This window comes from Curtobacterium sp. PhB172, from assembly GCF_003752545.1.
Taxonomy (GTDB): Bacteria; Actinomycetota; Actinomycetes; order Actinomycetales; family Microbacteriaceae; genus Curtobacterium.
Genome location: NZ_RKIF01000005.1, coordinates 525,186 through 541,970, shown reverse-complemented (window position 1 = coordinate 541,970; position 16,785 = coordinate 525,186). Strand labels below are relative to the sequence as shown.

Sequence of the window (16,785 nt, the reverse complement as noted above, 5' to 3'; positions counted from 1 at the left end):
CTCCGAAGTGGCCGATGGTGTTGATGATTATTGCCACCTTCGTGACGCTCGGAATCGCGCTCTTGTCGTCGTGGCGTATCCAGACCGACGTTGCTCCACCCCCAACGGCGCAGCCCTACGCCGTCGCCACGGCACGTGCTGGGGTCGTTGGCCAGTCTGCCGCGATCCGAGCTGAGGTGCGTTGGGGCCGGACTCCGGTCGCCCGCAACCTCCTGACCGGAACGGTGACCTCCGTTGCACTCGAAGACACCGCGATGGCGCACACCGGGCAGGAACTCTATTCAGTCGACCTCCGTCCGGTTCACGTGGCGGCCGGCTCGACACCGGCCTTCCGGGACCTCGAAGAAGGGATGACCGGACCGGACGTCCGGCAACTGCAGGCAATGCTCGCCGTCCAGGGTTGGCTGCGCTCCTCTCCCGACGGGATCTTCGGCCCCTCAACGAAATCGGCTTTGAAGGGTTGGCAACTGTCCGAAGGCGAAGAGGCAACTGGCGCCGTCGCCAGAGGCCGTGTGCTCTTCGTGTCCACTCTCCCCGCACGGCTGTCGCTGGACACGCAAAATGTCAGCGTGGGCGCGCTACTCGCCGGCAACGAGCCAGCGGTAGTCGAGCTCGCTTCCGATCCACGGATTGAAGCAGCGCTCTCAGCGGACCTTCTTGCCAGCGTTCGAGACGGCGCAACGTCGACGCTCGCCGCGCAGGGATCGACCTGGTCCGGTGTGATCCGCTCCACTGAAGTCGGTGAGGACGGCACCGGCAAGGCCGTTCTCGGTCAGAGCGATGGCTCGTCGTGTGGCGAAGACTGCCCGTTCGTACCCGGATCGGAGGACTCTGTGCAGGTCCGGGGAGAAGTCGTCCTAGTCCCCCGCACTGAGGGCACTGTCGTACCCATTGCCGCCATACGTTCCGCCGGCACCGATATGTACGTTGTCGATGCGACAGGGCATCGTCACCTCGTGACCATCCTCGCGTCCGCATCGGGACGAGCTGTCGTCGACGGGATCGAGCCCAGCATGCGGGTGCGGATCAGTTCGGATGCGTCCGAATGATTCGTGTGGACGCTGTCTCGCATTCCTACGACCGCCGCCATCCGATCATCAACCAGGTCTCGACCACTTTCGACATCGGAGAAATGGTCGCACTCACAGGCCCCTCGGGTCGGGGCAAATCGACATTGCTGTTCATCATCGGCCTGCTCCTGAAGCCGACGGCCGGCACGGTTTCGATTGCTGGCCTAGATACCGCACGGATCTCGGACAGACGACGTTCGATGCTCCGAGCAGAAGCATTCGGCTACCTGTTCCAAGACGCCGCGCTCGACCCGAGTCGGACCGTCCTTGCGAACGTCACGGAGCCGGCCCTCTACGCGCAAGCGACGCACCGCAAGTATCTGCGCGGGGACGCGTTGGACCTCCTCGGGTCCCTCGGCGTCGATCAGCGCGCCGACGCGCTCCCAAGGCAGATTTCGGGAGGCCAGGCACAACGGATCGCACTCGCTCGTGCCCTGATTCTGCGCCCACCGATCGTCGTCGCGGACGAACCCACAGCGAGTCTCGACAGCGACAGCGCTGCGGCAGTCGTCGACACGCTGAGCGCGTACGGCCGGGCGGGTAACACAGTAGTCGTAGCCACCCATGACCAGCGTGTGATTCGAGCGAGCGATCGCGAGGTCCGATTGTGATCCTGACCTGGGCTCTGACCTGCTCAGAGGTCGCTGTCATAGCTCGGACGAAGTGGCTCCTTTCGAGCATCATTGCTCTGATAACGGGAGCAGGGCTCGGGCTGACGATGATCGCGACAGCGCAGAGCTCGAGCCTTGCCGACTCGGTACTCGCCGAGCTCGCCAGCGTTGAAGCACGAACCCTCACGGTTCAGGGCGCGCCCGCTGATCATCTTCGCTCAAGCACGTTGGCGGTCCTCGACGGCGTGGACGGGGTCGAGTCAGCGATCGCGTCGGGACCCGCCACAGACATGAGGAACCGAGCCATACCAGGTGGAGTGGCAGTCCCGAGCCGCCGCATCTGGGCGCACAATTGGTCGCAGCTCGGCCTTCCCGAGCCTCCGCGCGGTGACGCGGATACCTCCGCGTTCGCCACCAAGAATGCGATCGCCCTGCTCGGAATTGGGTCGCTCCCCGCCACGGTCGTGAACGCATCTGGCTCCACCAACGCCGTCGTAGGCCACCTCGACTCGTCCCGAGCGGCCGCCAGCGGGCTAACCGGACTGGTTGTCCCGACTCCTGATTCGAGACCAGGAGACGTCACGCGAATCGTCATAGTCGCCCGCTCGGCCGAACGCGTGGCGCCTCTGGCACGCGTCATGCGCGCCGCCCTTCCTGATAATCCATCACCAACGGTAAGGATCCGCACCAGCGACGCCGTCGCGCGACTCTCGGGCCCCATCGGACTTCAACTCGATTCCTTCAGCCGAAGCCTGATCTTGACCGCGATTGTCGGCTCGGGAATGCTGGTGGCGATCGTTCAGGCCGGACTCGTGCTCCTGCAGCGGAAAGACTTCGGCAGGAGACGCGCCCTCGGCGCGTCCCGACCGATGATCATTGCGCTCATCGCCGGACACACTCTGGCCGCGTCCGCAACCGGAGCAGCCCTTGGAGGCATCGCGACCATCATCGGACTGCGCTTTTCAGGACTCCCCGCTCCGCCCGGGGCACTCGCCATGGCGTTCGCAGCCATCTTGGTGACCGTCACCGTTGGACTCGCACTGGTCCCCGCAGCAGTTGCCTCCAGACTCGATCCCGCGTCGGAGATGCGATCACCGTAGATACGACGAGATCACCCTCAGGCGAGACCGCTCACCGTGCGGCCCCGCCTCAGCGGTCGATCGGGCGCCCCCGCTCGCCACTCGCCCACGTCGTGTCCGCCGTGTCGCCGACCCGGAGCGACAGGGTGCCGCCGCGGGTGACGAAGGACGCCGGGACCCACGACTTCTCGAGGGTGCGCCCGTCCAACCGAGCGCCGTGCACGTACGGCGCGGTGCCGGAGGACCGGACGACGATCCGCTCCCCGCTCGACCGCCGGATGTCGACGGTGCTGAACGTCGGGCTGCCGATGAGCATCTCCGCACGCCCCGGTGTCTGCGGGAACAACCCGATCGACGCGAAGACGTACCAGGCGCTCATCGTGCCCAGGTCGTCGTTGCCCGGCAGCCCGCTCGGGCCGGTCGTGTAGGCGTCGTCGACGACCCGGCGCACGGTCTCCTGCGTCTTCCACGGCTTCCCGAGCGCGTTGTACATCCACGGCGTGTGGATGTCGGGCTCGTTGGTCGGGTCGAACTTCGTGGCGTCGCCGCCGGTCACCGCGAACGCACCAGTGCTGTCGTGGAAGAACGCATCGAGTCGCGCGACCGCCGCGTCGTCGCCACCCAAGGCCGTCGACAGTCCCTGTACGTCCTGCGGCACGAGCCAGGTGTACTGCGCACTCGTCCCCTGCGCGAACCCGGTGCCGGTCGAGGGCGACCAGTCGGGCGTCCACGATCCGTCGGCCTGACGAGCGGCCTGGTAACCGACGGCCGCGTTGAAGGTGTTCTTCCAGTAGGTCCCGCGCTCCGCGAACATCCGGGCGTCCGAGCGCAGCCCGAGGGAGCCCGCCCAGTACCCGAGCGCACTGTCCGAGATCGAGTCCTCGAGCGTCTCGGCAGCGCCGCCCCAGCACGAGCAGTCGTCGTTCGCGGCGTACTGGCGCTGCAGGTACTCGTCGAGCGCCGGGCGTTGGGCCAGGCACTGGCCCGGGCACCCGATGTCGCTCTCGGCGTCGGCGTTCTCGACGGTCGCCTGGTGCTTCAGCGAGGCGTAGGCGGCCCGCACGTCGAAGTTCCGGACCCCCATCGCGTACCAGGTGGCGAGGGTCGCGGCCGAGGGGTCACCCGTCATCACGTGCGTCGGCGCCCCGAGGTGGAGCCAGCGGTCCCACACCCCACCGTTCTGCTGGGCGAACCGCAGCATCGACTGCGCCATGTCCCCGGCGACGTCCGGCCGCAGCAGCGCGAGCAGTTGGATCTGCGCCCGGTACTGGTCCCACCCGGAGTACGTGCCGTAGACGGCGCGGTGCCCTCGGTCCATGCGGTGCACCCGCTGGTCCGGCCCCAGGTAGCGGCCGTCGCGGTCGTTCAGCGTGTTCGGCTGCATGAGCGCGTGGTACACGGACGTGTACAGCTGGGTGGTGCGGTCCGCGGTGCCGCCTCCGACGCGCAGACGCGACAGTTCGCGGTTCCAGGAGGCCCGTGTGCCGGCCGCCACGCTGGCGACGGTCGAGCGCTGGGTCACCTCGCCGTCGCGGTTCGCGATCGCTCCTGCGGCGCTCACGTACGAGATGCCGATCTTCGCGTGCACCGTCGCACCGCGACGCGCGTCGAACCCGACCCACGCGCCGGAGCCGCGTCCGGCACGGTCGGCGCCGGTCAGGTAGCCCTCCCCGCCGGAGGAGGCCGTGCCTCCCGGTCGGACCGTGCCGTCCTGCCAGGTGCCGGTGCTCGTGAACGCCTTGTCGAAGGTGGCTGTGAAGAACAGCCGGTAGTAGCTGCGGCGGTCCGGGTTGGTGGCACCGCCGCCGTTCGCGCGGCGGCTGCAGAAGCCGCCGGTCAGGACGCTGCCGCTCACCGTGCGGGTGCGGGCGTCGACGCGGGTGGTCGCGGCCTCGCTGCCGTTGATCGAGTTCGAGGTCCGGAAGAGCAGGTTCGCGGCCCCGCCGGCCGGGAACGCGAACTCGCCGATGCCGGCCCGGGTGGTGACGGCGAGGTCGGTGCGGACGCCGTTGTCGAGCGCGACGCCGTAGCGCCCGGGGCTCGCGGACTCGTCGTCGTGCGAGTAGCCGGCGGCGTAGACCGCGTCGGTGCTGTCGGCCGACGGCGAGGTCGTGATCGGGGTCGTGACCGGCATGATCGGCACGTCACCGGCGGCTCCCGGCGCGCAGCCGGCGCCGTTCAGGTGCGTCAGGCTGAACCCGCGCAGCCGGTTCACGTCGTACGAGTACCCGTTCGCGACCGGCGTCGAGGTCTGGTCGCCCGCGGTGCCGGTGGGGCTCCACTGGAGCATGCCGAACGGTGCGGTCGCGCCGGGCCAAGTGTTGCCGTCGCCGCTCGTGCCGATGAACGGGTCGACGTACCGAGCCGGGTCGGAGACGGTCCTCCCCGCCTGCGCTGCCTGCCCCGAGGGCGAAGCGACGGCCGGCGCGGCGACGACCCCCGTCCCCAGCAGCGCGGCGATCGTGGCCACCGCGGCGAACGGGAGCGGGCGGACGAGCGGGCGACGGTGCACGCGAGAACGGTTCACGTCGGCGACGCTAGCCCCCTCGGACGGGGGACGCGCGATCCGTCACCGAGCCCTCTCCTGCTGTTCACGTCGCCCCTCGACGAAGGCCCGGACCCGAGCGCGGAACGCCGGGTCCGCCGCCGGGCCCTTCACCGGCACGACGTGCAGTCGCCGGTCACCACGCCGGAGTGCCGGTCCGACGAACACCCCCTCGGGGACGTCCGGGGCGGTCGCCGACCAGAGCGTCGAGCGAGCGCCGTCCGTGGCAGTCCGCGCCAGACTGCGTGCGACCATGCCGCCGAGGCGCTGTGTCAGGGTCTCCGCCTGGTCGTTCATCCCCGTCGCCGCGATGCCGGGGTGCGCGATCACCGACCGGATGTCCAAACCGGCAGCACGGAGTCGTTCACCGAGGTCGACGCTCAGCGCTGCGGCCGCGGTCTTGGAGTCGGTGTACACACCGAACTGCGAGTAGTCGTCCGGACCGTCGACCCCGCCGGGACCAGACACGCGGCGGGTGCGCTGCGACAGGTTCGAGCCGACGAGCACGACGCGGGGAGACGGCCCGCCGAGCAGCGGGAGCATCGCCTCGGCGAGCACGGCCGGCCCGACGACGTTCGTCGCCCAGGTGCGCTCGATTCCTTCATCGGTGCGCCCGAAGGTGCCGATCGTCGCACCGGCGTTGTTGACGAGGGCGTCCACGGCGATGCCGTCCTCGGCGAGCTGCCGGGCGAACGCCGTGACGGACGCGACGGACGCGGTGTCGACGAGCCGCGCCTCCAGGTCGAGTCCCACGGGGAGGACGCGAGCCGCCTTGTCGAGGTCGCGCACCCCGGCGACGACGCGGGCGCCGGCCGAGGCGAGGGTCGTGGCGACGACGAGGCCGAGCCCACCGGTCGCGCCGGTGACCACCACGGTCCTGCCGTGCTGGTCGGGCATCGCTGCCGGTTCCCACTCGAAGCTGTCCATCGTCGTCTCCTGCTCGTTCGGCGCACCCAATCGGATGATTCATCCGGAACGCTAGCACAACCGGATAGAGTGTCCACATGACGATCGCGATGGCCCGACCCGAGGCGCTGCGCTCCGATGCCCAGCGCAACCGGACGGCACTGCTCGACGTCGCCCGCACCTTCGTCGACCGGGGCGAACCGGCCCTGCTCAACGCCGTCGCGCACGAGGCCGGAGTGGGGGTCGGGACGGCCTACCGGCACTTCCCGAGCCAGCAGCACCTGCTCGAAGCGCTCGCGATCGACGCGCTCGAGGACATGCTCGACCAGGTCCGCGACGCCGTCGTGCTGCCGGACGCAGCCGATGCGCTCCGCGGGGTCGTCACAGCCGCGTTCCGGAGCATGGTGGACGACGCAGCCCTCGGTGACCTGCTGACCAACGGCGGGTTCTCCTGTGCGGACACCGCTGCCCTCGCCGGCGACCTGGTGGTGTCCGTCGACGCGCTGCTCGCGAGGGGACGCACCGAGGGGATCGTCCGGACCGACGTCGACGCCGACGACCTCCGCCGGCTGCTGTGCGGGCTGCGCGAGGCGGCCGTCGCCGGCGGCACCCGGGTCAGCGATCCGGAGCGCTACGTCGAGATCCTGCTCGCCGGGCTCCGTCCGACGAGCTGACCGACGCCCTGATCGCGGCGAGGCCGACGAGCGCCCCGAACCCGCAGACGGCCACCGCCGCCACCGCGACCGCGATGTAGGCCGCTTCGGTCGAGGACCCCCGGTAGGGCATGTCGTCGAGCCATCCCAGTCCGGCGATCACGATCACCAGGCCGATCGCGACGCTGCCGGCCACCACCAGCACCGCATCACGGGCGGCCCGGAGCACGGTACGCGAGCGGGGTTCCACGGGTTCATCCTGCCGGGCGGCGGCGGGCACTGTCAGGATGGGCGCATGAGCGTCATGGTCTCCGTGTTCGATGCGCACCGCAGCCGTACGAGCGAGAAGTACACCGCGTACCCGCCGGACGTCCTGCCGATGTTCGTCGCCGAGATGGATTCGATGCTCGCGGAGCCGGTGCGCGACGCCCTCGTCGCCGCGGTCACCAACGGCGACACCGGGTACGTCGGCCACGGTCGTGCGCTGCCCGAGGCGTTCGCGGACTTCGCCGAGAGCCGGTGGGCCTGGCGCGTCGACCCCGACCTCGTCCGCACCACCACCGACGTGTCGGTCGCTGCGGTGGAGATGCTCCGCCGGATCATCGAGCCGGGCGACCAGGTCGTCATCATGCCGCCCGTGTACCCGCCGTTCTGGGAGTACGTGTCCGAGGCCGGCGGCACCGTGACCGAGGTCCCGTTGCTCGCACCCGACGGCCCCGCGGACCCGTTCGACACCACGGCCGGTTGGCGGATGGACCTGGACGGCCTCGCGCAGGCGTTCGCCGACGGCGCGCGTACCGTGCTGCTCTGCAACCCGCACAACCCCCTCGGCCTGGTGCACGACCGCTCGTCGCTCGTCGCACTCGCGAAGCTCGCCGCCGAGTGGGACGCCGTGGTCGTCTCGGACGAGATCCACGCGCCGCTCGTGCACGCCGACGCGGTCTTCACGCCGTTCCTGGAGTCCTGCCCCGAGGCCGCCGCGCTCGGGGTGTCGTTGACGAGCGCGAGCAAGGCCTGGAACCTCGCGGGGACGAAGTGCGCGTTGATCGTCGGCGCCTCGGAGCGGGCCCGTGCCTGGTTCGACGCACTGCCGAGCGAGGTCGTCGAGCGCACGGGCATCCTCGGGTACACCGCGAGCGTCGCCGCGTTCAGCGAGGGCGGACCGTGGCTCGCGTCCCTGCTCACCGAACTGGCCGCGAACCGCCGCACCCTGGCCGAGCGGATCGGCGACGTGCTGCCCGGCGCCGAGTACCGGCAGCCGCAGGCGTCGTACCTGGCGTGGCTCGACCTGCGGGCGCTGCCGTGGGGCGACGACCCCGCGGCGCTGCTGGTCGACGAGGCGAAGGTGGCGCTCGCCTCCGGCCCGGCGTTCGGACGCCAGGGTCAGGGCTTCGCGCGGCTGAACTTCGGGTGCTCGGCCGAGACCCTGGACGACGGCCTCAGCCGCCTGCACACCGCGTTCCGGCAGCGTGCAGACGGCTGATCATCGGTCCTACTCGAACACCTGCCAGGCCGGCTTGTTCGCGTACGTGTAGCGGTAGTAGTCGGCGAGCTGCAGGCCGGCCGCGGCTTCCTCGTCGACGACGACCGTCGCGTGCTCGTGCAGCTGCAGCGCCGAACCGGGGACGAACGAGCTGAGCGGCCCCTCGACCGCGGCGGCGACCGCGTCGGCCTTGGCGGAGCCCTGCGCGACGAGGACGAGCTGCTGGGCGTCGAGGATGGTGCCGAGCCCCTGCGTCATGCAGTGCGTCGGGACCTGCTCGGGCGAGTCGAAGAACCGCGCGTTGGCGTCACGGGTCGACGGCGCCAGGGTCTTGATCCGGGTGCGTGAGGCGAACGAGGACGTCGGCTCGTTGAACCCGATGTGCCCGTTCGCGCCGATGCCGAGGATCTGCACGTCGATCCCGCCGGCGGCACGGATCGCGGCGTCGTACTCCTTCGCCGCGAACTCGAGGTCGTCGGCACGACCGTCGGGCACCCGCACCCGCGAGGGGTCGAACCCGAGCGGCGCCACGACGTCGCGCGCGATGACGCTGGCGTACGACTCCGGGTGCTCGAGCGGGATGCCGACGTACTCGTCGAGGGCGAACCCGCGAGCCTCGGCGAACGAGATCTCGCCCGCACCGACCCGACGCTGCAGGTCGGTGTAGATGCCCTGCGGGCTGGATCCGGTGGCGAGACCGATGACGGCGGACGGCTTCTTGGCGACGACGGACGCGATCTTGGCCGCGGCGACGCGACCGACCTCAGCCGGCGTGGGCAGGATGATGATCTCCACACGCCCATGCTACTGGTCATGACCAGTCTCCGACAGGGCGGGATCGGTAGCGTGGGCCCATGCCCACCCCCGACTTCGTCCTGTCCCTCCGCTCGAAGATCGGCACCGATCCCCTCTGGATGACCGGTGTGACGGCGGTGGTCACCCGGGGCGACGGGGACGATCGAGAACTCCTCGTGGTCCGACGGGCGGACAACGGCGCGCTCACGCCCGTCACCGGCATCATCGACCCGGGCGAGGAACCGGCCGTCGCCGCCGAACGCGAGGTCCTGGAAGAGGCGGACGTCGTCGCCGTCGCGGAACGGCTGGCGTGGGTGCAGGTGCTGCCGGAGCTGACGTACCCGAACGGCGACCGGGCGCAGTACCTCGACCTGGTGTTCGCCTGCCGGTACGTCTCGGGCACGCCGAACCCCGCCGACGGCGAGAACACCGAGGCGTTCTGGGCGCGACTCGACGACCTGCCCGACATGCACCCGAACATGCGTGCCCGCATCGCGGCGGCGTTGGCCGACGAGCGCGAGGCGCGCTTCCAGCGCTGACCCCGCCGGCCTGGAGGCGCGGGGCGGCCCCGCCACGCGCCTCCAGGCCGCCCGTGGTCGCGCCCACCCCGCGAAAGCGACAGTGTGCCGCCGACGTTCCGCGGGGAACTGTCGCCATCGCGGAGGGGACCGGCCCGGCCCGGCGAGGACTGTCGCTTTGGCGGTCAGGCGAGCGGGGCCACCGCCACGGGAGCGCCGAGCAGGCGGACGGCGACGGACTCGCCGGCGGCGCGACGGTCGCCGACCTCGTGCTGCACGGTCACGACGGTGTCGTCGTCGAGCCGGACCGTGGTGCGGCGGATCGAGCCGAGGAAGCTCGACGACACGACGGTGCCGGTGATGCCCTCCGGGGCGAAGGCGACGTCCTCCGGTCGGACGTAGGCGAGCACCGGCCCGTCGGCGACCGAGGCGTCGAGTGCGGGCACGCGGAACCCGTACACGAACACGTCGCCGCCGCGCAGGTCGCCCTGCAGACGGTTCGACTGGCCGACGAAGTCCGCCGTGAACGCCGACGACGGAGAACGGTAGAGCTCCTCCGGCGTGCCGATCTGCTCGATGTCGCCGGCGTTCATCACGGCGATGCGGTCGGAGACGGCGAGCGCCTCCTCCTGGTCGTGGGTGACGAACACCGTGGTGATGCCGAGGTCGCTCTGGATGCGGCGGATCTCCTCGCGGAGCGAGACGCGCACCTTGGCGTCGAGGGCGGACAGCGGCTCGTCGAGCAGGAGGACGCGGGGCCGCGTGACCAGGGCTCGGGCGAGGGCGACGCGCTGCTGCTGGCCGCCCGACAGCTGGTGGGGGTAGCGCTCGGCGAACTCGCCCAGGTGCACCATGTCGAGTGCCTCGACGACGCGGCTCCTGCGCTCGGCGGCGGGGACTCGGCGCATCTCGAGGCCGAACGCGACGTTCTGCCGCACCGTCATGTGCGGGAACAACGAGTACTGCTGGAACACCATCCCGATGTCGCGCTTGTTCACCGGGGTGGCGGCGACGTCCTGGCCGTCGATGCGGATGGCGCCGGCGTCGATGGCCTCGAGGCCGGCGAGCGCTCGGAGCGCCGTCGTCTTGCCGCAGCCGGACGGGCCGAGCAGGGACACGAACTCGCCCGGTTCGACGCGGAGCGACAGTCCGGCAAGGGCCCGGTGCGTGCCGTAGTGCTTCTCGACGGCCTCGAGCTCGACGACGGCGCCGGTGGAGGCGAGGGACGCCGGGGCTGCCGGTGCGGTGACGGTCATGCGGACTCCTTGACACGGGTGGTGCGGACGGTGCGGGCACGGCCGGCACGACGGCCCGTCCCGATGCGGCCGATGACGACGAGCAGGACGAAGCCGAACACGAGGGCCGCGACCGAGAAGATCGCGGCGACGTACGGGTCGGTCTGCTGCACGAGCACGAGGGCGGTCTGGAAGGTGGTGCGGGACAGGAACGCGGCGAGCGTGTACTCCCCGAGGACCACCGTGATGGTGAGGAAGCACGCGGCGGTGATGCCCCGGCGGAGGTTCGGCAAGAGCACCCGCCAGGTGACCGTCCACCACGAGGCGCCGAGCGACCGGGCGGCCTCGGACAGCACCGTCATGTCCGTCGCGGTGATGGCGGCGGCGATCGGGCGGAACGCGAACGGCAGCGTGACGATGCCGATCGCGAAGGCCAGCGTCCACGCGCCGGACCCGAAGACCCGCGACACCACCTGGTACACGGGGATGAAGCCGACGACGAGCACGACGACGGGGACCGTGATCGGGACGATGCAGACGAACTCGAGCACGCGGCGGAGCTTCGGGTAGCGCAGCGCCGTGATGATCTGGGCGGGCAGCAGGACGAACAGCACGATGCCGACGGTGATGACCGCGATGAGCAGCGATGCCCCGAGGCCGTCGAACACCGGCTGGTAAGTGAACGCGTTGACCGGGTCGACGATGGCCGCCCAGTGCGCGAAGGTCAGACCGTCGTCGGTGCCCTGGCGGAAGGTGAACTGCACCAGCGCGGCCAGCGGGACGGCGAAGACGATCCCGACGACCGTGAGCACGGCCGTGGCGGTGCCCCGTGACGGGGCCGTGCCGAAGCGGCCGACGCGGGGCGTGCCTCCCGTCCGACCGGACGCGACCGACGTCGGACGCGACGGCCCCACCGGCGTAGCCGCGCTCATCGCTGCCACCTTGCGGCCCGGCGCTGCAGCAACGAGTACGCGCCCATCACGACCGCCATCACGACGACCATGCCGAAGGCGAGCACCCCGGCGACGTTCTGCAGGCCGATGAGCGTCTCGCTGGTGAGCTGCGTGCGGATCGTGAGCGGCACGATGCCGCCCTGCGAGATGAGTGCCGCGGCGGTGGCGAACGACGAGAACCCGTTCGCGAAGAGCAGGAGCAACGAGCCCCAGAACGCCGGTGCGAGCACGGGCAGGGCGATCCGGCGCCAGTACGTGGCACGGGAGGCGCCGAGGGTGGCGGCGGCCTCGCCCCACTGCGTCTTCACGCCCTCGAGCGCGGGCATGAACGTGAGGACCATCAGCGGCACCTGGAAGTAGACGTAGGGGATCACGAGACCGGGCACCGTGTAGAGGAAAGCGCCGGTCGCGTTGCGGTCGACGTCGACGAGGGACACCAGCCACGTCGTGACGAGGCCCTGTACGCCGATCGTGGCGATGAACGCGAACGCGAGCATGACGCCGCCGAACTGGGCGAGGACGCTCGCGGCCGAGTCGATCATCGACCGGACGAGCCCGTCGGGCCGCAGTGCCGACAGCGCCCAGCAGACGAGCGCTCCGATGACGGCGCCGATCACGGCGGACACGGCGGACAGGCCGAACGAGCCGCCGAAGGCCCGCAGGACGGAGGGCTCGGCGAACGCTGCGAGGTTCGCGAGGGTGAACGCGCCGTCGTCGGTGAAGAACCCGCTGCCGACCGCGATCACCGCGGGGACGGCGAGGAAGAGCAGGACGTACGCGGCGAACGGGGTGAGGCCGAGCCAGGCCAGGCCGACGCGGCGCCGGACACGGGGTCCGGCGCCGCGTCGGACGGCATCGGCGGACGCTGGTGCGGACGTCGGGAGCACGGGGCTCGTCGCGCTCGTCGCCGGTGCGCTCGCCGCTGGCGCGGGCGCGCCCGCCGATGCGGTGGTCATGCTGGTCAGGACCCCATGGTCGAGGACCACTTGGCCGACAGCACCTTCGCGGCGTCCGCGACCTGTGCGTCGGTCAGCTCGACGTAGTCCTTCGGCGCGCCACCGGCGGCGTCGAGGGCGTCCTGGTCGACCTTGCCGGACTTCTCCAGGGCGGCGAGGGTCGACGGGAACGCACCGGCCTGCAGGTACAGGTTCTGCGCCTCGGGGCTGGCGATGTACTCCTGCCACAGGCGAGCAGCGGCGGGGTGCGGGGCGTCCTTGTTGATCGCCTGCGAGTAGTACGAGCCGAGCGCCTGCCCCTCGGGCACGACGGTCTTCCAGTCCTTGTTGCCACTCGCACCGGCGGCGGGGCCCCACGCGAGGTTGTTGTACGACCACTGGATGACCACGGGGGTCTCACCCGAGGCGACCGTGGCCTGCGTGGGCAGCACGTTCTGGAAGTTGCCGGCCTGCTTGAGCTTGCCGAAGTAGTCGACGCCCTTGGTGATGTCGTCGGCCGAGCCGCCGTTCTCGAGCGCTGCCAGGTACACGGCTGATGCGGCCTGGTTCGCCTGCGTCGGGTCGCCCGCGATGGAGACCTTGCCCTTGTACTCGGAGCCGAGCAGGTCCGTCAGGTCCTTCGGTGCGTCGGTGATCTTCGACGAGTCGTAGCCGATCGACATCAGGCCCGTGTAGTCGCGGGTCCAGGCGCCGTCCTGCTCCTTGAGCGTGTCCGGGATGTCGCTCCAGTTCGCGACCTTGTAGTCCGTCAGCAGGTCGAGGTTCTCCTGCAGCACGGCGTTGCCGAGGTCGAGCACGTCGGGAGCGGTGGACTGCCCCTTCTGCGACTTCACCGCGGCGACCTCGTCGGCGCTGGAGCCGTTCGGGTTCGCGGAGTTGATCTTGATGTCGTACTTCTTCGTGAAGCCGTCGATGATCTTGCCGTAGTTGGCCCACGACGGCGGCAGCGCGATGACGTTGAGCTGTCCCTCGGCCTTCGCCGCCTTCACCAGGGCGTCCATGCCGCCGGAGGCCTCGGCGCTCGTGGCGGTCTTCCAGTTCGTGTCGTCCTTCGTCGTGCTGGCCGAGCTCGTGGCCGAGCATCCGGCGAGGGTGACGATCGCTGCGGCGGCGAGGGCGATGCCGGCGATGGTGCGCTTGTGCTGCACGGGAGGTGCCTTTCGGGTGGGTGCTGCGGGTGCTTCGGGTGGGTGCTGCGGGTGGGGCCGCGGTTCACGGCCCGGGACGATCGTGGAGGCGGCCGGTTTCCGGCCCGTGCTGCGGCGGTGAACGGTGGCGGAACAGCGGGTACGCCTGTACCGTTCTGCTGGTTTCCCACCTCGGACGCATGGTCGCGTCCACATCGCACTGGAGGCACGGATGCAGTTCACGACGACGGTCCTGCTGGCGAGGAAGACGGCGACAGGGCTCCCGGTCCCGCCGTCCGTGATCGATGCGCTCGGCTCGGGGAAGCGCCCGCCGGTGGTGGTCACGATCAACGGCGGCTACACCTACCGGTCCACCGTCGGGGTCATGGACGAGCAGTTCCTGGTGCCGCTGTCCGCCGAGCACCGCGAGTCCGCCGGGGTCGCTGCCGGGGACACCGTCGAGGTCACGCTCGTCGTCGACACGCAGCCCCGGGTCATCGACCTGCCCGACGACCTGGCGGCGGCACTGCAGGACGCTGGGGTGCGTGCAGCGTTCGACACGCTGTCGAACTCGCGGCAGCGAGCGCTCGCCGACCCGGTGTCGCAGGCGAAGGCGCCGGAGACCCGAGCACGGCGGATCGCGAAGGCCGTGGAGGCGCTCCGCTCCTGACGGCCGGGCCCGCAGCCGACCGGCGGAGCGGACTGCGTCAGCGCAGGGCAGCTCGGAGCTCGGGTGCGACGGACTGCGAGCCGCCCTCGGTCAGGTGGACGGTGTCGAACCGCTGGACGACCCCACCGACCTGGGCGGGGCAGCCGCCGTCGGCGCAGAACCACTCCGTCGTCCGGACGAACCGGGCGCCTGTGGTCTCGGCTGCGTCCTGGAGTGCCGCGTCCGCGACCCAGGCGGAGGATCCGGCGGACGGCGGCGGTCCGACGCAGTCCGTGGCCGATCGGACCCGTGATGCGCAGGCCCGCGGGTCAGGCAGCGACGGCGGTGCCTGCAGCACGACGACGTCGTCAGCGGCAGCCACGAATCGCGCCAGGACTCGATCTGCCGAGGCTCGCCACGCCTCGCCAGCCTCGGGGAGCGGTGTTGCGTCGTGCTCGGCGGCGTCGGCGAACGGCCCCGAGGCGGCACCGAGGACGACCACGTCCGGCCGGGTGCGATCGACCAGTCGGAGCATCGCGGCGCGGGCACGGTCGCATCCCGTCCGCCACTGCTGCGACTGCGGCCAGCCGTCGACACCGACGGCGCTGCACCCGGTCGCGGTGAGGACGGTGACACGCCACTCGGGGCCGAGCGCCTTGAGGAGTCCCGGTGTCCACGACGCGGCGGTCGAGTCCCCGATGACGACCGCGTGCCGGACGGCGCCGGTGGCCGGGGTCCCCGGCTGCAGGGTGCACCCGTCGAGCGATCCGACCGGGGCACCGACGAACACGATGCAGCTGCCGTCGAGCATGGCGGGGGCGGCGTCGGCGCTCGACAGCCGCGCGAGTTGCTCCGAGGCAGTCTGCGGCCACTCGTGCGACCGGACCGCCTGCGCGACCGCGGCGCTGCGTTCACCGAGCGCATCGGCGGTGTCTGCCGCCGCGGTGTCGCTGCCGAGGGCCGCGACGATGCGGTCGGAGGTCGACAGCCAGGACGGCGCGACGTACTGCGCCACGGTCCCGCCGGCGAGCACACAGGAGATGACGGCAACGACAGAGACGTCCCGGAGCGGCCGGGAGGAGCGCTCCCGCGGGGCCGCTGACCGTCGGATGTACTCGGACAACCGCGCGGAGGTCATGATCGGCCGCTCGATGCACCGGTAGGAGACCCACCCGACGACGACGCTGCCCACGAGGACGGACCACTCCGCGACGACCGAACGCCCCGTCACCGCGAGCACGAGCACGATGACCGGCAGGTGCCAGAGGTAGAGCGAGTACGAGATCCGCCCGAGCCACCGCGCCGGCGGGAAGGACAGGAACCGCGAGGCGACCGAGTCGTCACCGGTGCCGATCAGCACGATGAGCACCGTGCCGCCGACGACGATCCACCCCTTCGGCCACGGGTACCCGGTGTGCGGGTCGACGAACAACAGGGCTCCGGCGACGAGCAGCACGCCCCCGATGACGAGTCCGCTCCGGAGCGCCCGGCTCGCGATCCGCACGTGGTCGACCGCGATCGCCGCGAGTGCTCCGGGCAGGAACACCCACGCGCGGGCGAGGGTGTCGAAGTACGCGGCATCGCCGTCCGTCGCTGTGCGGACCGCGGACGCGACGCAGAGCGCCACGAGCAGGACGCTCACGACGACGGTCAGGAACACGGTGCCGTCACCGCGGAACCACCGCCGACCGACCAGCAGCGCGCCGCCCACGACGAGCGGCCAGACGACGTAGAACTGCTCCTCGATGGCGAGCGACCAGAAGTGCAGGAGCGGCGACGAGACGGTGTCGTCGGTGAGGTAGGAGCTGCCTGCCACGATCTCGTGCCAGTTCGTCACGAAGCCGAGCGCTGCGACGGCGTCCTGCCCGACGGCGATCGCTCGTGGCGGGTACCAGATGAGCGCGGCGACCCCGACCGTGACGACCACCACGACGACGGCGACGGGGACAATCCGACGGGCCCGGCGCAGGAAGTAGGCGGTGAGCGCGATGCGACCGGTCCGGCGCATCTCGAGCACGAGCAGGCGGGTGATGAGGAAGCCGGACAGCACGAAGAACAGATCGGGGCGGAGCGGACCGCCGAGAGGCACGCGCCAGAGATGGTCGAGCACGACGACGATGACCGCCCAGCCGCGCAGGCCCTCGAGGTCAGGACGGAACCGCATGCGATCGGGTCGGGTCGAAGGCGCTGTCACCAAACGAGAAT

At 70.9% G+C, this 16,785-nt stretch carries 16 protein-coding genes; 7 read left to right on the top strand and 9 right to left on the bottom strand.

The features are described 5' to 3' along the window. The first annotated feature begins 23 nt into the window (after positions 1-23). Genes EDF42_RS03635 through EDF42_RS18610 form a run of 3 tightly spaced genes read left to right on the top strand, consistent with a single transcriptional unit; the run spans position 24 to position 2,781 of the window. Complete coding sequence (locus tag EDF42_RS03635; protein WP_221180998.1) at positions 24-1,049, top strand: peptidoglycan-binding domain-containing protein; 1,026 nt, start codon at positions 24-26, stop codon at positions 1,047-1,049. Continuing rightward, complete coding sequence (locus EDF42_RS03630; protein WP_123340939.1) at positions 1,046-1,681, top strand: ABC transporter ATP-binding protein; 636 nt, start codon at positions 1,046-1,048, stop codon at positions 1,679-1,681. The genes EDF42_RS03635 and EDF42_RS03630 overlap by 4 nt, the downstream gene beginning before the upstream one ends. After that, the gene (locus EDF42_RS18610) at positions 1,678-2,781 is read left to right on the top strand and encodes a hypothetical protein (protein WP_148053893.1); all 1,104 of its coding nucleotides are present in this window, start codon (positions 1,678-1,680) and stop codon (positions 2,779-2,781) included. Before EDF42_RS03630 ends, EDF42_RS18610 begins: the two co-directional genes overlap by 4 nt. A gap of 49 nt (positions 2,782-2,830) precedes the next feature. On the opposite strand, the gene EDF42_RS03625 is transcribed toward EDF42_RS18610, so the two are convergent. Together EDF42_RS03625 and EDF42_RS03620 are read right to left on the bottom strand one after the other, a co-directional pair. Next, the gene (locus EDF42_RS03625) at positions 2,831-5,287 is read right to left on the bottom strand and encodes a GH92 family glycosyl hydrolase (protein WP_260235046.1); all 2,457 of its coding nucleotides are present in this window, start codon (positions 5,285-5,287) and stop codon (positions 2,831-2,833) included. 42 nt (positions 5,288-5,329) lie between these two features. Beyond that, a complete protein-coding gene (locus EDF42_RS03620) occupies positions 5,330-6,232 on the bottom strand; it encodes an SDR family NAD(P)-dependent oxidoreductase (RefSeq protein WP_148067607.1) in 903 nt (300 codons plus the stop codon). A 77-nt stretch (positions 6,233-6,309) separates the two neighbouring features. Here EDF42_RS03620 and EDF42_RS03615 point away from each other — a divergent pair, with 77 nt between their 5' ends. Beyond that, positions 6,310-6,885, top strand: a complete 576-nt coding sequence (locus EDF42_RS03615; RefSeq protein WP_123671477.1) for a TetR/AcrR family transcriptional regulator — start codon at positions 6,310-6,312, stop codon at positions 6,883-6,885. On the opposite strand, the gene EDF42_RS03610 is transcribed toward EDF42_RS03615, so the two are convergent. Further along, the gene (locus tag EDF42_RS03610; RefSeq protein WP_123671476.1) at positions 6,827-7,114 is read right to left on the bottom strand and encodes a hypothetical protein; all 288 of its coding nucleotides are present in this window, start codon (positions 7,112-7,114) and stop codon (positions 6,827-6,829) included. The genes EDF42_RS03615 and EDF42_RS03610 overlap by 59 nt on opposite strands. Positions 7,115-7,159: 45 nt before the next feature. Here EDF42_RS03610 and EDF42_RS03605 point away from each other — a divergent pair, with 45 nt between their 5' ends. Further along, positions 7,160-8,347: a MalY/PatB family protein gene (locus EDF42_RS03605; RefSeq protein WP_123671475.1), complete on the top strand. Its 1,188-nt coding sequence runs from the start codon at positions 7,160-7,162 to the stop codon at positions 8,345-8,347. 9 nt (positions 8,348-8,356) lie between these two features. On the opposite strand, the gene nagB is transcribed toward EDF42_RS03605, so the two are convergent. Beyond that, entirely contained in the window at positions 8,357-9,142 is a 786-nt protein-coding gene (gene nagB / locus EDF42_RS03600) for a glucosamine-6-phosphate deaminase (protein WP_111085323.1), read from the bottom strand. 59 nt (positions 9,143-9,201) lie between these two features. On the opposite strand from nagB, the gene EDF42_RS03595 reads away from it, so the two are divergent. After that, positions 9,202-9,681 (top strand): NUDIX domain-containing protein, encoded by a 480-nt coding sequence (locus tag EDF42_RS03595; RefSeq protein ID WP_123671474.1) that lies wholly within the window; start codon positions 9,202-9,204, stop codon positions 9,679-9,681. A 164-nt stretch (positions 9,682-9,845) separates the two neighbouring features. Here EDF42_RS03595 and EDF42_RS03590 read toward each other — a convergent pair whose 3' ends face one another. The 4 genes from EDF42_RS03590 to EDF42_RS03575 are packed head-to-tail and all read right to left on the bottom strand — an operon-like array spanning position 9,846 to position 13,952. Next, on the bottom strand, positions 9,846-10,916 hold the full coding sequence (locus EDF42_RS03590; protein ID WP_123671473.1) for an ABC transporter ATP-binding protein: 1,071 nt from the start codon (positions 10,914-10,916) through the stop codon (positions 9,846-9,848). Next, positions 10,913-11,827 (bottom strand): ABC transporter permease, encoded by a 915-nt coding sequence (locus tag EDF42_RS03585; RefSeq protein WP_123671472.1) that lies wholly within the window; start codon positions 11,825-11,827, stop codon positions 10,913-10,915. Before EDF42_RS03585 ends, EDF42_RS03590 begins: the two co-directional genes overlap by 4 nt. Further along, entirely contained in the window at positions 11,824-12,804 is a 981-nt protein-coding gene (locus EDF42_RS03580) for an ABC transporter permease subunit (RefSeq protein ID WP_260235043.1), read from the bottom strand. Before EDF42_RS03580 ends, EDF42_RS03585 begins: the two co-directional genes overlap by 4 nt. 5 nt (positions 12,805-12,809) lie before the next feature. Continuing rightward, positions 12,810-13,952: an ABC transporter substrate-binding protein gene (locus EDF42_RS03575; RefSeq protein ID WP_123671470.1), complete on the bottom strand. Its 1,143-nt coding sequence runs from the start codon at positions 13,950-13,952 to the stop codon at positions 12,810-12,812. Positions 13,953-14,163: 211 nt separating this feature from the next. Between EDF42_RS03575 and EDF42_RS03570 the strand changes: the two genes are divergently transcribed. Then, the gene (locus EDF42_RS03570) at positions 14,164-14,601 is read left to right on the top strand and encodes a YdeI/OmpD-associated family protein (RefSeq protein ID WP_123340948.1); all 438 of its coding nucleotides are present in this window, start codon (positions 14,164-14,166) and stop codon (positions 14,599-14,601) included. Between the two features lie 37 nt (positions 14,602-14,638). Here EDF42_RS03570 and EDF42_RS03565 read toward each other — a convergent pair whose 3' ends face one another. Beyond that, positions 14,639-16,774, bottom strand: coding sequence for an acyltransferase family protein (locus EDF42_RS03565; RefSeq protein ID WP_221180997.1), 2,136 nt, complete (start codon positions 16,772-16,774; stop codon positions 14,639-14,641). Between the last annotated feature and the right edge of the window lie 11 nt (positions 16,775-16,785).

Bases quoted from the DNA above. Each gene is read 5' to 3' on its own strand.
- EDF42_RS03620 (WP_148067607.1), bottom strand. From the start codon at position 6,232: ATGGACAGCTTCGAGTGGGAACCGGCAGCGATGCCCGACCAGCACGGC.
- EDF42_RS03595 (WP_123671474.1), top strand. From the start codon at position 9,202: ATGCCCACCCCCGACTTCGTCCTGTCCCTCCGCTCGAAGATCGGCACC.
- EDF42_RS03605 (WP_123671475.1), top strand. From the start codon at position 7,160: ATGAGCGTCATGGTCTCCGTGTTCGATGCGCACCGCAGCCGTACGAGC.
- EDF42_RS03615 (WP_123671477.1), top strand. From the start codon at position 6,310: ATGACGATCGCGATGGCCCGACCCGAGGCGCTGCGCTCCGATGCCCAG.
- EDF42_RS03590 (WP_123671473.1), bottom strand. From the start codon at position 10,916: ATGACCGTCACCGCACCGGCAGCCCCGGCGTCCCTCGCCTCCACCGGC.
- EDF42_RS03635 (WP_221180998.1), top strand. From the start codon at position 24: ATGATTATTGCCACCTTCGTGACGCTCGGAATCGCGCTCTTGTCGTCG.
- EDF42_RS03580 (WP_260235043.1), bottom strand. From the start codon at position 12,804: ATGACCACCGCATCGGCGGGCGCGCCCGCGCCAGCGGCGAGCGCACCG.
- EDF42_RS03570 (WP_123340948.1), top strand. From the start codon at position 14,164: ATGCAGTTCACGACGACGGTCCTGCTGGCGAGGAAGACGGCGACAGGG.
- EDF42_RS03585 (WP_123671472.1), bottom strand. From the start codon at position 11,827: ATGAGCGCGGCTACGCCGGTGGGGCCGTCGCGTCCGACGTCGGTCGCG.
- EDF42_RS03630 (WP_123340939.1), top strand. From the start codon at position 1,046: ATGATTCGTGTGGACGCTGTCTCGCATTCCTACGACCGCCGCCATCCG.